Raw genomic sequence first — 16198 nt, 5'->3', positions numbered from 1 at the left:
CTCTGTGGTAACTAACTTTGCGCCTTTCGCCTTTAGAATTTTATTTTAGGTTTGACCACAGAGAAAACAGAGGAAAGGCACCGAGTACACGGAGTTAGTTTTGCGGTCATGTCAACATCTGATTCTCTGTGAACCTCTGTGAAAAACTCATTATCCTCTGTGGTAACTAACTTTGCGCCTTTCGCCTTTAGAATTTTATTTTAGGTTTGACCACAGAGAAAACAGAGGAAAGGCACCGAGTACACGGAGTTGGTTTTGTGGTCGTGTCAACATCTGATTCTCTGTGAACTTCTGTGAAAAACTCATTGTCCTCTGTGGTAAAGAACATTGTGCACGTTGCAATTGAGATAAGATCATCGGATGATGTGGTAACTAACTTTGCGCCTTTAGAATTTTTATTTTAGGTTTGACCACAGAGAAAACAGAGGAAAGGCACCGAGTACACGGAGTTAGTTTTGTGGTCGTGTCAACATCTGATTCTCTGTGAACCTCTTTGAAACTCTTTGCCCTCTGTGGTAAAGAACATTGCGCACGTTGCGGTTAAGAAATAAAGGTTATTCCGCAACAGGCAAACTAAAACAAAACGTACTGCCCTCGCCAATGGCACTTATTACCCATATTTTACCGTTTTCGGCTTCAATAAAATCTTTCGAAATAGCAAGGCCCAGTCCGGAACCCGATTTATTCTGGCCATCAGTTGGCACCTGGAAATACCTGTCGAATAATCGTTGTTGGTATTTCTCATCAATGCCTTTTCCAAAATCGCGCACAGCGAATTCGATAAAATTGCCTTTTTGTAAAACATCGATAATTACTTTCGATTTTTCTGAACTGTAGCGCAAGGCATTAGATAAAAAGTTGACCATTACCCAGGCCGTTTTCTGGATATCGGCATTTACATTTGGTAAATTTTCGCCGCAGTTAAGCACCAATTGAATCGATTTCTGCTCTGCCTGGAATTTAACTGCATCAACGGCATAATTCACAATTTCTTCAGGTTTGGTCAGGGCAAAATTGAGTTTTAAATTGCCGGTTTCTACCTGCGAAAGATCCAGCAGTTCACTAGTGATTTTTAGGAGTCTGTCGCTATCTTCTTTAATGTGGTGAAGCAACTCGTGCTGCTCTTCATTCATCATTCCCACCCGCTCATCATTAAGTAGTTTTAAGCTCATTTTGATTGATGAAAGCGGCGTTTTTAATTCATGCGAAACAGTAGCTATAAAATTTGTTTTGGCTTCATCAAGCTCTTTGAACTGTGTAATGTTTTTTAAGGTGTAAACGCTGCCAGCCGATTTAGATGAGGCAATCAAGGTACTGTCATCTTGCTCTTCATAATTTGGGATAATGATTTCACGGTTTTCCAGCAGAAAATAGGATTCTTTATCGTCAGCATAAATTTTCAAGGTATTATCATTTGTTTCAGGTTTAATAATCCGTTTAAGCAACTCATTTTTTTGCATCAGTTCGGCTACATTTTGACCGATAACCTTATCCTCATCCAAACTCATCAGCTTTGCAGCCAGATGGTTTAGGAAGAGTACTTCGCCTTTCTCATTTAAACCAATAATGGCATCCTGCATTTGTGCAATAATGGCTTCAATCCGCGATTTTTCAGATTTGATTTTGGATAAATTACTGTTTTCCCATTCATTTAATTTAAGCACCATTTTGTTAAAGGAATGGGCAAGTTCTGTAAACTCATCCCCGTTTTCGAAATGCAAACGCTGTTTATAATTTTTACGACTGATCTGCTTAATCGCTGCGCTAAATTCGGCGAGCGGATTGGCCACAAAGCCAGGGAAGTTAACAATGAAGGTAAAAAGAATGATGAAACTCAGCGTTGCGGCGATCATAATATAAAGATTTGCGCGCGATGAAGTTTCGTTCGCCAGTTCATTTTTATCATAAATGGCTTTCATGTTAACCTGTTCTATATTTTGAAGTGCAACACGCAAATTTTTAATATTACTTTCTTTAATAGTTACTGATTTTGAGTCTTTTAGTGCATTAAAGGCTGCTTTTAATTTCCTGAAAGCTGCTTTTTCTCCGGGTTCGGTAATGTTCAAACCCTCATTTTTTAAATTTTCGGCAAATATATTCAGCTGTGTAGGGCTTAAGGGAAAAGCATGTTGGTCGATTACATTGCGCATGGCAGCAACGTATTTCAAAGATTTGTAATTGTCTTTAAGTATTACCTTTGATTTATCGGAAAGCTCATTTAAGAAAAAGAGCGCAATCAATCCGAACGATAAAACGATAATAAAGAGAAAGCCGAATCCGAGGCGGAGTTTGGTTTTTATTTTCATGGTGATTAAGTTAACCGCAAAGAGCGAAAAATTTTTTGCAAAGGTTACAAAGCATTCCTCTCTTTTCGTGGTAAAAGTAGCTTATAATTAAATCTGTTTACTAATGGACTAAATTAAATAACAAAGGTTAGATCATCTGCAGCCGTTTAGCTCATAGCCAATAGTAATGCCAGTAGGATGATTTTTTGTTTAAGTTGTTGTTTTATAATTATTTAAGTTGTTTTTTAATTTTAATGAACAGAAGAAACCTTTTCATTTTGGAAGGGTTTTTGTCAATATGAACTATTGCTGCTGAAAGTTTACATCTCTGTTTTGTAGAGCTAACCTGATCCGAGATAAAACCGTAGTGCAATGAAAAGCAGATGCAAACATTGTTTTCCAAAGCGGAAAACATCGAATTATTTTTTCAAAAGACACAGAAGTATATAAATGCTTGTTGTTTTTAGGAAAGCAGGTTTGGAAGCGTTTAAATTATTGTAGTCCCACTGTCCGCTTTACCTCGTGCCCGCTTCCATTGGGTTTAGGTGGCGCAGCCGATACTAAAATTTAGGGTTGCAGGGTGCAGAAGTTATGCATTTAGGATTATTTTAGGGGTTTACAGCATTGTCCTGTGTGCCTAAACCTGATCGCAGCGAACACGAAGAGCAACGGAGTAAAGCGAAGAGCAGGGGCAAACTTGGCTATGGTATACAGGTTTTGCTTTCCAAAAGCCAGAAAATCTTTAAATGTGGGTCCTTTAAAGGAAAGCAGTTTTCTAAGCACTTAGGTTACTGTAGTTCCGCTTATAGTCCTCGCTGCGCTCCTGGCTATGCCGCTCATCCGATGGTTATCGGATCGTGTTTAGGTAGCACGGACGGTAAGGCGATTTGGGGTTTCGAAACGTATAATCTACTATGCCTTTAAAATCTACATGGGTTTACCAGCACTGGTTGGTGTGCCTAAACCTGATTGCAGCGAACACGGAGTGCAACGAAGTAAAGCGGAGAGCAGGGGCAAACTTTGATATGGAATACAGGTTTTGTTTTCCAAATTGGAAAAATATGAGATTATTTTTTAGAGGGCACTAGAACTTAATAAATTTCTCGATCTGCTCATTGGTAAATTTTACCGTATCAGGCTGATGGAGGTTGCCTGCTTCATCTAATTCGGTTTTGATATTCGGAATATGCAACCTTAAGGGTAAAATGTTGAGGTGGATGTAATGACAAACGCCTGTAAAATGATCTACACCACGGATATTGCCGTATTTACCGGAAGAAATGCCAACCAGAGCTGCTTTTTTATCGTAAAAACTATCCGGGAAATTACAGGCATCGATTAATACTTTTAGTACGCCTGGGTAGCTTCCATTATACTCCGGCATAATGAACAAAAACTTTCCGGTGCTGTTGATCATGTTCTGGATTTCCTGGAAAGCTTCCGATCGTTTGCCATACATATCCGTGTTCAAAACATCTGCAGGCAGGTGTTCCAGACTGAACAGATTGATATCAACTCCTTTTTCTTTTAATTGCTTTTGGTAATATTTAGCAACTTTTAGCGTATTGCTATTGGGCCTGTTGGTTGCAGCTATAATCGTGATCATGGATAATTGTTAATAAGATGTGTAAAACCCAAATACGCTTCTTGCTAAAATTGCCATATAGTTTGTATCTTAGCTGATTGTGAAAAAGGCCGTAAACAACGCAAAAATAGAACTTTTTTGCCAATTTAAACGCATAAATAACACAGCCCAAATAAACGTTAAGTAAATTTCTGATACATAGATGAGCAAAATTATTGCATTAGCAAATCAAAAAGGTGGTGTTGGTAAAACAACTTCATCTATAAACCTGGCTGCTAGTTTAGCCGTACTGGAATACAAAACTTTACTGGTAGATGCTGATCCTCAGGCCAATTCAACTTCAGGTATCGGTTTTGATCCACGGAATATCAAAGATAGTGTTTATGAGTGTATCATTAACGATATTGATCCGCTTCAGGCCATCCAGAAAACGGATACCCCAAATTTAGATTTATTGCCGGCACACATCGACCTGGTGGGTGCAGAAATCGAAATGATCAACCTCAACAACCGTGAGTATAAAATGAAAGCGGTTTTGGAGAAAGTTAAAGATCAGTATGATTTTATCATCATCGATTGTTCGCCATCTTTAGGTTTAATTACCATCAATGCGTTAACTGCTGCCGATTCGGTTATTATTCCGGTACAGTGTGAGTATTTTGCACTGGAAGGTTTAGGCAAATTGTTAAATACCATCAAAATTGTTCAGAACCGCTTAAACCCTGACCTGGAAATCGAAGGTATTTTATTAACCATGTATGATGTTCGTTTGCGCTTATCAAACCAGGTAGTCGAAGAGGTAAAAACGCATTTTAATGAATTGGTTTTTGATACCATCATTCAACGTAATACCCGTTTAAGTGAGGCACCAAGTTATGGTGTTTCGGTGATTATGCACGATGCGAATTGCAAAGGTGCCATCAACTATCTGAACCTGGCCCGTGAGATTGTAAAGAAAAACGGCCTTTTAAAGGAAGAAGAAAACATTGGAACAGCAACTTTATAAATTATAGATGACATCTTTTCAGCGAAAAACAGGTTTAGGAAGAGGGTTAAGTGCGCTTTTAGATGATAGCGAATCTACCCATCCGCCTAAACAACAGGTAAATGCGGTGAGCGAAACCGAGCAGATTGGCAATATCAGTCACGTAAGTTTAACTGAAGTTGAAACCAATCCGTACCAGCCCCGTACCGAATTTGATCAGGTAGCTTTAAATGAACTTGCCGATTCGATAAAGGTACAGGGTTTGATACAGCCCATTACGGTTAGAAAACTGTCGGCTAATAAATACCAGCTTATTTCAGGCGAACGCAGGTTCAGGGCTTCGAAACTGGCTGGTTTAACACAGATTCCTGCCTACATCCGCAGTGCCAATGACCAGCAGATGTTGGAAATGGCCCTGATCGAAAATATTCAGCGCGAAAATTTAAATGCCATTGAAGTTGCACTAAGTTTTCAGAGGATGATTGATGAAGTGGGTTTAAAACAAGAGCAATTAGGCGAACGGGTGGGTAAAAACCGTACCACGGTTACCAATTACCTGCGGTTGTTAAAACTTCCGCCTGCAATTCAGGCGTCCATCCGCGATCAGCGAATTAGCATGGGGCATGCAAGAGCATTGATTAATGTTGACGGGGTAGACAAACAATTGTTCATCCACCAGGAAATTTTAGAAAAAGGCTTATCCGTACGTAAAGTGGAAGAACTCGTGCGTAATTTGCAGCATATCCCTTTAAAAGCCAGCGAAAAGCCAAAGGAAAATGCGGTTTCTTTTCAATATCAGAAATTACAGGATGATCTGGCATCTAAATTCGCTACCCGTGTAAAGTTAAAAGTAAGTCAGAACGGTAAGGGCGCAATAGAAATTCCATTTATGAGCGATGAAGACTTAAACCGGATTCTGGAATTATTAGACTGGTAATGCAAAAGACTAAGCTTTTTATACTGGTTGCTACATTTGCATTTTTTCTGGTGAACTTTGCCGCTGCGCAGGTCAAGGATACTTTGCTAAAACCCGCTGATACCTCAAAGATCAAATTATCCAAATCTTTAGATACCGTGGCTAAAAAACCGATAACCAGAAAGGATTCGATGAAAGCCAGGTATGTTAACCCAGGTAAAGTTGCCGGTAGGAAAGCTGTTTTCAGATCGATGATTATACCTGGCTGGGGGCAATTGTATAATATTCAATTGCTTAATGATGGTTACGGTACCAGGGCCGGAAAAAGCCAGTTTTTTCAAAAGCTTTACACAGGTGGTAAAATCGCTGCTATTTACGGCGGTGCCACTGCACTTACTTTATCGCTAATGGACAGCCGGAAAAATTATAAACGTTTTTTGGCAGAGGCACAATACCGTGAGGATAATCCTGGCAAAAAATTAGATTTGACACAATACAGCAATCAAGGTATTCTGGATGGGAAAAGTTTATACAAGCGGAACTCGCAGATTGTGTATTTTTCTTATGGGTTACTTTACGCTGCCAATATCATCGATGCCTATGTGGCAGCCCGTCTGCATTTCTTTAATATTGATGACAACCTTTCTTTCAGGGTAATGCCAGCTGTAATGGGTGCCGATTCTATGTATGGTTTCAATTTGACGCCTGCGCTAAAATTATCTCTGACGTTCTAATGCCGTAAACGATCATGGATAGCAATAAAAGGACAAATATTAAGATCGCGATAATTGCGACCTGGACGGTTAGGGTTGCCTACTAAAATAATAACTGAAAAAACAAACATAACGAAATGAAAATTGCGCTTTTAGGATATGGCAAAATGGGGCAGATTATCGAAAAATTTGCAGTAGAACGTGGCCATGAAATTGTTCTCAAAATAACGATTGATAATCAGGAAGATTTAACCAGACAAAATTTGAAAACAGCTGATGTGGCTATCGACTTCAGCACGCCTGATTCGGTTTTAAAAAATATTGACGCTTGCTTTGACGCAAATGTACCCGTGGTTGTAGGAACAACGGGTTGGTATGGGAAATTGCAGGAAGTAAAAGATGATTGCGATAAAAGTAACAATACTTTGCTTTATGGGTCTAACTTTAGTATTGGCGTAAATTTGTTTTTTAAGCTTAATCAAACTTTGGCCAGGCTGATGAATAATTATCCCGCTTATGATGTGCAGGTAGAAGAAATTCACCATACACAAAAGCTTGATGCACCAAGTGGCACAGCCATTACCCTGGCAGAAGGAATCGTAGATAACCTGGATAGGAAACAGGAGTGGTTAAACGAAGTGATAGGAACTGATGTTGAATTATTTCCGAAAGCCGAACAATTGCTGATAGAATCGCACCGAATAGAAAATATTCCTGGTACACATACTGTAATTTACAGTAGCGAAGTGGATGAAATAGAAATCAAGCATACCGCCCATAACAGAGCCGGTTTTGCTTTAGGAGCGGTAGTAGCGGCAGAGTGGTTGAAAGATAAAAAAGGATTTTTCAGTATTACTGATATGTTTCAATAAAGTCTAAAGCCTAAAGCTGAAAGGCCAAAGCACAATATAATCTGTGAAATCACTCAATCGGTGAAATCACACTAAAGGATTACAGATAACCGGTGGCCGATTTTATAAATCGCTAAACCAAAAATAAGACATATGAATTATAAATTCTGGCAACGAAAAAAAGATGCCCCAAAGAAGAAAAAAACGAAAACCCGCGAATGGGTTGATGCAATTGTATTTGCTGTTGTGGCAGCAACCATCATCCGTGTGTTTTTTATCGAAGCCTATACCATTCCATCCGGTTCGATGGAACGATCCTTACTGATTGGCGATTTCCTTTTTGTAAGTAAAGTTAATTACGGTGCACGTATCCCGATGACTCCTGTTGCTTTTCCTTTCGCTCACCATACAATGCCTTTAACCACATCTACCAAAGCTTATTGGGATGGCGTTCAGTGGAAATATCACCGTTTACCAGGTTTGTCTAAAATTAAAAGAAACGACGTAGTGGTGTTCAACTTCCCCGAAGGAGATACTGTTGCTGTAGAAAACCAGGCAGAAAGTTATTATGCTTTAGTACGAAGCATGGGCCGGGAACAGGTGAGGAGTACTTATAGCATTGTAGATCGTCCGGTAGATAAACGCGAGAATTTTATTAAGAGATGTATTGGTATTCCGGGCGATGTCATTTCGATGCGCAATGGCATTGCTAACGTAAATGGTAAAGATGAACCTTTAAAAAATACGGGTATGATGCCGTATCGCATTGAGTTTAAAACCATGGACTTTAATTACGCAGCCCTTGATGAGTTTAATTTAAACCTGGGAAGTGTACCTGCAGTAGCTGCGAATACCTACATCGTAGATGCTACACCCGAAATTGCTGAAAAGCTAAAAACTTTTGACTTTGTAAAATCAGTGACATTGAGTCCTGACCCTGCCGGAGCCGTTCCTGGCGGCGTTTTTCCAAACGATCCAAACAGGGTATGGAACAGGGATAACTTCGGACCGATTAAAATCCCTTCAAAGGGTTGGACTGTTAAAATAGATAGCAATACCATGCCATTGTATTACAGGGCAATCAGAACTTACGAAGGAAACAAAGTGGAACAAAAGGCCGGGGTTTGGTATATAAATGATCAGGTAGCCACAACTTATACTTTTAAAATGGACTACTACTGGATGATGGGCGATAACCGCCATAATTCAGCAGATTCGCGTTACTGGGGATTTGTGCCTGAAGATCATATTGTGGGTAAGGCTTTATTTGTTTGGATGAGCTGGGACAGCACCGCATCTTTTTTACATAAAATAAGGTGGAGCAGACTATTCATGGGAATCCATTAATAGAATATAATTCTTTAAAGAGGGCGGATAATCAAAGATTATTCGCCCTTTTCATTTACAAAGCATTTATAATTAACTTTTAAAAAAAATTAAAAAGTTTTACTTATTTGTAATTTTTTTTTATAAGTTTGTTGTTAACCAAATGAACTAAAGTGATTATAGATTTGATTTATTGGCAGTTAGAGTGATTTGACTTGCCACTCCAATCAATTATTTTAAGCAAGCATATTTCTCAAATATAATCTGCCAGCGAGTTATGCTGCAGCAGTTAACTTAAACAATAAAAAACTTAAACTTAAAAATTATGGCATAAAACAAATCAAACTAAAATTCAACCAACTAATCACATAATTTAAAAAACTAACAAATAGGACATGAAGAAAATGTACTTTAAATTTTTGAGTCTGCTCTTACTCGTATTCTTTACAATTGCAGCTCAAGCACAAACTATAATTACCGGAACAGTAAAAGATACATCTGGGCCTTTTCCAGGAGCGAATGTTTCTGTAAAAGGTACACAAAAATCAACCCAAACAGATGCAAATGGGAAATTTAGCATCAGTGCTTCTAGTACGGATATAATTGTTTTTTCGGCGGTAGGGTTTCTACGTCAGGAAGTAACTGTGGGAAGTACGAAAAATTTCACTATCACACTTAAAGATGATTCGAAATCGCTGGATGAAGTTACTGTAACTACAGGATTCGGTGTAAAACAACAAACAAGAAAGCTAAGTTACTCTATTCAGGAGGTAAAAGGTGAAGATTTGGTGCGCGCTAATGAACAAAATATTGTTAATGCATTACAAGGTAAAGTTGCCGGGGTGATGATTAATCAAGGTTCTGGCGGACCTCAATCTTCATCAAGAATCAGGATTAGAGGTAATTCGTCGTTAAGTCCAAATACACAACCTTTAGTAGTTATTGATGGTGTACTTATTCAGCCTGGTGTAAGTGGAGCTGACTCTTATGGAAATAGCCCGCAGGATTTCGGTAATATCATGAAAAATCTTAACGCAGATGATTACGAAAGTATTACGGTTTTAAAAGGTGCAGCCGCAAGCTCATTATATGGTTCCCGCGCTCAAAATGGTGTTCTTTTAATTACTTCGAAAAAAGGTAAAGGAGGACAAGGCTTAGGGATTTCATTTTCACATACCCAAACAATAGAAGAAGCTTATAAGACAATGGATTTGCAGAATGAATTTGGTGCAGGTATCAATCCAACTTTCGCTAAAGATGCTTCAGGCACGCCGATAGTTGATGCTGCGAACTATTTCTGGAGCTTTGGTCCACGTTTTGATGGAAGTCAGGTTAAAGATATTGATGGTAGAATGATTAGCTGGAATGCGCAGCCAAATAATTTGTTGGATGCATATAAGTTAGGTAACTACAGCAACTCAAATTTGGCATTTCAAGGTGGTAACGAAACTGGAACATTCAGACTTTCCTATTCAAAATTATACAGTACCGGTATTTTGCCTAACAACAAATTTGATCGTGACGCCTTGGATTTCCGGGGCTCGCAGAAATTTGGTAAAATATTTGAAATTAATGCTGGGGTAAACTATACCATTAGCAATAGTTTCAATCCGATTAATCAGTCAAATAACAACAATCCACTATTTGCACTTGTGTATGGAAATCCAAGGAGTTACGATACAAATTATTGGAAAAATAAATACATTGATCCGGTAAATGGTGGTGTATTAACCGGAAATAATGATCCATACGGCCTTTCACCCCTTTGGTTTTCTATCTACGAAAATGATGTTAGACAGCGTGAGAATAATTTTAGAGGAAACATTGATGTGAAAGCAAACATCACGCCTTGGTTAAATGCACTTGTAAGAGGGACATTGAATCAAATCAATATTACAGGAGAAACCAAAAACATCGGTAGCGGCGTTGGTTTTGCGGGTGGAGAGTATGCTTTAAGCCAATCAAACCAGAAAAGTAGCAGGTTGCAGTTTTTATTGAATGGCAATAAAAAATTGAGCGATGATTTCGATTTAAATATGAGTTTAGGAGCTGAAACAACCAAGGACTTCGGTAATAACTACACCCGTACAAGGACAGATGGCGGATTAAAAGACCCAGGTAAATTCTTTATGGGCAACTCGGTAAATGCTGCCGTAACTGATACGCGTTTAGATGGTAGTCAAAGAACTGATGCTGTTTATGGCTTTGGTGATCTAACATATAAAAATATGTTAACCTTAAACTTCAGCGTAAGAAACGATTGGTCTTCAACCTTGACTTATCCTGATGGTCATGGCGATTATTCATATACTTATCCCGCTGTTGGGTTGTCATATGTTTTTTCTGAATCTTTAAAAAACAAACCGGCTTTTGATTTTCTTTCATACGGTAAATTAAGAGCCAATTTTGGATATACAGGTTTAGGAACTAATCCTTACGTTACCAGTGCTGGTAAATATCAGTTCTTAGGTACGTATACAGATGAAAATGGAAAACAAATGCCTCGGTATGGTTATCCAGAATATACGCTTGGAAATAACGACCTTAAAAACGAATTAACTAAAGAGTTGGAGCTTGGTACAGAATTACGATTCTTTAATGATCGTTTAGGTATCGATTTCTCTTATTATAAAAAAAATACAAAAAACCAGATTTTATCTTTGGCCCTTCCTTCTGAGTCAGGCGTTACTAAAAAACTGTTTAATGCAGGTAACATCCAAAATCAAGGTATTGAAATCTTATTAACAGGTACGCCAATTAAAACTAAAAATCTGGAATGGACGAGTTCGATTAATTTTGCAAGGAATAAAAACAAAATTATTGAGCTGGCGCCAGGCGTAGATTCTTATACTCTAGGTTATGCATTCGGTGCTGATATGACATCAGTTGCCATCGCCGGGCAAGAATATGGCAGTATTTATACCAGCTATGGTTATGCATCATACCAGGCTACTGATGCAGCTGGAAATAATATTGATAGCCCGAATAATGGTAAGAGATTGTTAAAAGCTAACGGAAGTTATTTCAGAAGTGGTGATGCTGGACAGGGAAACAAGATTTTGGGTTCCATGATGGAAAAATTTAACGCAAGCTCAATAAACAATATTAGATTTAAAAATTTCAATTTAGGTTTTCAGATCGATGCTAAAGTTGGCGGCTTGATGGCTTCTGGAACGCATCAGTATGGAACAAATTTTGGAGCCTTTGAAAGTACTTTGTTTGGCCGCTCTGCTGAATTTGGTGGTTTGCCAAGAAAAGATGCAACAGGTGCTGTAATTGCTAATGATGGAATTATTCCTGATGGCGTTTTCGCTAAAGGTACAATTATCAATAATATCAACGTTGGAGGGATGACTTTCCAGGAGGCAGCCGATAAAGGATATGTACAGCCTGTGAGTGCACGTATTTATTATGCAAGGCTGACTCAATGGTCTACAGGGATTAGAGAATATTCTACATTCGAGAACAGTTGGGTTGCTTTGAGAGAAGTTTCATTAGGTTATAATTTGCCTAAGAAATTTACTGATAAAATTAATTTCAAACAGGTGAATGTAGGTGTAACAGCTAGAAATTTATTCTATATCTATAATAGTTTGCCTGATCACTTAAATCCAGAAGGTTTATTTAATAATAGTGCAGGTGCATTTGCTGAATATGGTGGTATGCCATATATACGCACTTTTGCATTCTCTGTAAGGGCAGCCCTATAATGATTAACAGATAAAGATATTGAAAATGAAAAAGACAAGTAATATAATCCTAATGCTTACGGCATTATTCGGAATTACCCTATCATCATGTAAGAAAGATCAGTTTGTAGAATTGAATACAGACCCCTCTATTATTGATAAAATAACTCCTGAACAGCAATTTATGAATTCAGTTATCAATATGCATGCAGACCGTTTTGAAGCTTACTATGATAATTTTAGAGCCATTATGCCATGGATGCAAATGTTAACAGCCTTGAATGGAAACAGTGTAACCTTCATCTCTGATGCTGCAAGTTTCAGAAATGTGAGGTACAACAATTTCTATCCGAAAGTAGGTGGTAATTTAACTGATATGGAAGAGCTGGTAAAGAAAATGCCAGCAGAAGAGCAGGCAAAGAGAATTTACCAACTAGAAATTGCACATATCGTTAAAGCTTATTACGCTTTCTATGTTTCGGATGTAAGCGGAAGTTTGCCATATACGGATGCTTTTATGGTAAGGTACGGAGGTACAGAAACCCCAAAGTACGATACGCAAGAAGCTTTATTCGAATTATTAGATGCTCAATTAAAAAAATCAGCAGCTACATTAGGCGCAACTCAGTCAACTGCACAAGCCTCATTGGGTACAAACGATTTGTTTTATCAGGGCAATGTTGCGAATTGGATAAAAGTTGCCAATTCTACACGATTACGTATTGCCATGCGTTTAATGAAGAGAGATCCTGCAAAGATGAAAGCCAAAGTGCTTGAAATTTTGGCAGCACCGGGTGGTTTGATCAACAGTGCCGCTGAGAGCTGGGTATTTAAAGCTAATGCGACATATGCCGATGGTGGAGATTGGTCAGCGGCTGGTTTGCGTGCACCGAAACAAGTGGTAGATTTCATGTATACTAACGGCGATCCTCGTATCAGATTTTTCTATCAGGAAAACACATTTACACAAGCGAATTTTGACGCAGCAAAGGCCCAGCGTAAAATAGCGGCTTCGGCTACTTTTGATACCAGAAGATTTTATGGTGTACCTACAAGCCCCGATGCTTCTGCTGCACCATCATTTGCTAATTTCTTTAATAACATTACCATTTCTGTAGTCAATTCAACTGGTCAAACAGTTAACCAGACAATGGATTCACTTTCGTTAATTCAACCTCGTTTGTTTGCGGCAGGAGAGAATGGCGGAAAAGGAATTAATGCATTCCCGTTAATTACTTATGCTGATGTTTGTTTTATGAGAGCTGAATTGGCGGCTAGGGCAGTAACAACAGAATCTGCAGAAGAGTGGTATAACAAGGGTGTAAGTGCTTCCATTGCTTTCTACGATGATCTTGCTAATAAGGCACAGATAGTTGATAGGAACGGAGCTTTAAGTTATGTTGCTTCAACTCCAAGTGAAATCGCATCGTACATGGCTAAATCAGATGTTAAATTTGATGCAACAAGAGCTTTAGACCAGATTATAGGTCAGGCTTATCTAAATTTCTTTAAGCAGCCTAACGAAGCTTGGGCGCTATACAAACGAACTGGAATGCCAAATTCTACGACGGTTTTAAAACTTGAAAAAATTATTGCAAGTGGTACAGAACAGGTAATCCCAAGAAGAGCAAGTTTAGCCTTTCCTGCTGTTACAAATTTAAACTATCAGAACATTGTTGCTGCTTATAAAGTTATGCAGGCTGATCCTGATTTTGGTCAGGGCCCTGGTGACATCTTAGGCAGAGTATGGTGGGATAAAAAATAGAAAACTTTGTTTAAATTAGCAGAACTCCTAATTTAAATTAGGAGTTCTTTTTGTTTATGAGATTGATAATTAGTGCTTTAGTGGTGTTTTTTATTTCGTCTAGCCACTTATTTGGGCAGGGCATATTACATAAAAAGCTGCTTTGGGAGCAGGTAGAAGTAAGTTTACCTTTGAGTATTAAGAATAAGAAAAAAATAGAACTAGAGAAAAACACTGCTTTTGTTTTTTTATCACCAGAATGCCCACTTTGCAAAAACTATATTTCAGTATTAAATACGTTGGCTAAGCAATATCCGTCAGTGAACCTTATCGGGATTATACCCGGTAAAAGTTATACAGTTGACGAGATTAGAATTTTTGTTAACGAATATGATATCTTGTTTGATGTTTATTTAGACAGAAATAAATTATTGACCAATACCCTTGGTGCAAAAGTTACTCCTGAGACGATTTTAATAGATCATAAAGGAAACATCCGGTATAGAGGATTAATTGATAACTGGCAAGCGAAATTAGGAGTAAAGAGAAAAGTTATTACGGAACATTATTTAGAAAATGCAATGAAAGATGTCAGTAATCTGAATTATATATTCATGCAAACAAAACCCATTGGGTGTCTTATCAATGATTTATAAAATGTTAAATAAATTTTTCAGCCTGGTAATAGTTTGCTGTTTCTTCATTGATACTTTCGGACAAAAAATTACCTACTATGAACATGTTGCGCCTATAATTCGGACAAAATGTGTTCCTTGCCACCGTCCAGGTGAAGCTGGGCCATTTTCATTATTAACTTATTCGGATGTTAGAAAGAGAGTTTCTTTTATTAAAGATGTTGTATCATCAGGTTTTATGCCGCCATGGAAACCTGATAACCATTACCGGGCTTTTGCTAACGACCGTTCTTTAACTGATGAGGAGAAGAAAACGATTATCAGTTGGATTAATAATAAAGCGATTGAAGGAACAGATAAACAAAAAAAGCCAGCAATTGATATTTTTATTGAAGGTACACAATACACCAGAAAACCCGATTTAATCTTAAAAGTAAATAAACCGTTTGAAGTCAAAGGTGACAATGAAGAACGCTTCATTGTTTTTAAAATCCCTTTCGATATGGCTACAGCAAGAAATGTTGAAGCGATGGAATTTATTTCTTCAAACAAAAAAATCATTCACCACGCTAATTTTGCCATACATCCGGTGGCCAACGATATCGACATTACGAAAGCTGCAGATTATGTAAATTTAACTGATGATTCCAGAGTTAATTATGATCAATATTTGCCATTTAAAAAAGAAATGACCTATTATGGAGGATGGATCCCTGGAACATCCTACGAATCTTACCCTGCTGATTTGGGTTGGATTATGCCAAAAAGAGGTGTTATATTACTTACTATCCATTATGCGCCACTTGGAAAAGATGAAAACGACATATCGGGTATTAATCTTTTCTTTAAAGATACGCCAATCAAAAGGGTCGTCAATGTGGTCAGTTTAGGTTCAGGTGGAGTTGGCGAGAGCTCAATAGATCCGTACTTTATGATTCAGGCAGATTCTGTAAAGAAATTTAACCTGAAAATTTTAACTCCTCAGGATCAATCGCTTTTGTACATATGGCCTCATATGCATTTACTTGGAAAAAGTTTTAAATCATATGCCGTAACTTCGACAGGTGATACGATCAAGTTAATATCTATACCTGATTGGGATTTTAGATGGCAAGAAATCTATCGCTTTAATAAGTTGATTAAAGTTCCTAAAGGTTCAGTGCTTACTATAGAGGGTGTTTATGATAATACTAAAAATAATCCAAATAACCCAAATAATCCTCCTAAAATGGTATTTTCTGCGAATGATATGAAATCGACAGATGAGATGCTAACGATGTTATTCGTGTTCTTAAAATATGAAGAAGGCGATGAAAATAAAAACCTTGATATTTTTGAATGATTGGAAAAAATAGTTAAATGAGTTTAGAATAAACACATCTAAAATTACTGGAAGGGATGAACCATTGAGCTAAAATCATCCATATAAGCTGCTTGTCAAAGCAGGCAATTTAAAAAAAATTAAGTTA

At 37.9% G+C, this 16198-nt stretch carries 11 protein-coding genes; 9 read left to right on the top strand and 2 right to left on the bottom strand.

Annotation, left to right across the window (positions count from 1 at the left end; all coding sequences use genetic code 11):
• Positions 1–554: 554 nt before the first annotated feature.
• Both ACIQXP_RS08895 and ACIQXP_RS08890 read right to left on the bottom strand, forming a co-directional pair.
• Positions 555–2306, bottom strand: coding sequence for an ATP-binding protein (locus tag ACIQXP_RS08895; RefSeq protein WP_293744196.1), 1752 nt, complete (start codon positions 2304–2306; stop codon positions 555–557).
• A 1063-nt stretch (positions 2307–3369) separates the two neighbouring features.
• Entirely contained in the window at positions 3370–3891 is a 522-nt protein-coding gene (locus ACIQXP_RS08890; RefSeq protein WP_387505261.1) for an NADPH-dependent FMN reductase, read from the bottom strand.
• A 181-nt stretch (positions 3892–4072) separates the two neighbouring features.
• On the opposite strand from ACIQXP_RS08890, the gene ACIQXP_RS08885 reads away from it, so the two are divergent.
• The 9 genes from ACIQXP_RS08885 to ACIQXP_RS08845 all read left to right on the top strand — a co-directional run bounded on the left by ACIQXP_RS08885 (position 4073) and on the right by ACIQXP_RS08845 (position 16071).
• Positions 4073–4876 carry a ParA family protein gene (locus ACIQXP_RS08885; RefSeq protein ID WP_090984756.1) on the top strand — a complete coding sequence of 268 codons (804 nt, stop codon included), beginning with the start codon at positions 4073–4075 and terminating at the stop codon, positions 4874–4876.
• 7 nt (positions 4877–4883) lie between these two features.
• Positions 4884–5792 (top strand): ParB/RepB/Spo0J family partition protein, encoded by a 909-nt coding sequence (locus ACIQXP_RS08880; RefSeq protein WP_387505260.1) that lies wholly within the window; start codon positions 4884–4886, stop codon positions 5790–5792.
• Positions 5792–6505: a DUF5683 domain-containing protein gene (locus ACIQXP_RS08875; protein ID WP_387505259.1), complete on the top strand. Its 714-nt coding sequence runs from the start codon at positions 5792–5794 to the stop codon at positions 6503–6505. The genes ACIQXP_RS08880 and ACIQXP_RS08875 overlap by 1 nt, the downstream gene beginning before the upstream one ends.
• A gap of 116 nt (positions 6506–6621) precedes the next feature.
• Positions 6622–7356, top strand: a complete 735-nt coding sequence (gene dapB, locus ACIQXP_RS08870) for a 4-hydroxy-tetrahydrodipicolinate reductase (RefSeq protein ID WP_387505258.1) — start codon at positions 6622–6624, stop codon at positions 7354–7356.
• 132 nt (positions 7357–7488) lie between these two features.
• Complete coding sequence (lepB, locus tag ACIQXP_RS08865) at positions 7489–8682, top strand: signal peptidase I (RefSeq protein WP_387505257.1); 1194 nt, start codon at positions 7489–7491, stop codon at positions 8680–8682.
• Between the two features lie 374 nt (positions 8683–9056).
• The gene (locus ACIQXP_RS08860; RefSeq protein ID WP_387505256.1) at positions 9057–12371 is read left to right on the top strand and encodes a SusC/RagA family TonB-linked outer membrane protein; all 3315 of its coding nucleotides are present in this window, start codon (positions 9057–9059) and stop codon (positions 12369–12371) included.
• 25 nt (positions 12372–12396) lie between these two features.
• On the top strand, positions 12397–14115 hold the full coding sequence (locus ACIQXP_RS08855) for a SusD/RagB family nutrient-binding outer membrane lipoprotein (protein ID WP_387505255.1): 1719 nt from the start codon (positions 12397–12399) through the stop codon (positions 14113–14115).
• Between the two features lie 56 nt (positions 14116–14171).
• Positions 14172–14750, top strand: coding sequence for a redoxin domain-containing protein (locus ACIQXP_RS08850; protein WP_293744211.1), 579 nt, complete (start codon positions 14172–14174; stop codon positions 14748–14750).
• 1 nt (position 14751) lies between these two features.
• Positions 14752–16071 carry a cytochrome c gene (locus tag ACIQXP_RS08845; protein WP_387505254.1) on the top strand — a complete coding sequence of 440 codons (1320 nt, stop codon included), beginning with the start codon at positions 14752–14754 and terminating at the stop codon, positions 16069–16071.
• Positions 16072–16198: the final 127 nt, after the last annotated feature.

The organism is Pedobacter suwonensis (assembly GCF_044762335.1).
In the GTDB taxonomy this organism is placed as follows: domain Bacteria; phylum Bacteroidota; class Bacteroidia; order Sphingobacteriales; family Sphingobacteriaceae; genus Pedobacter.
This window is presented reverse-complemented; position numbering and strand designations above follow the sequence as displayed.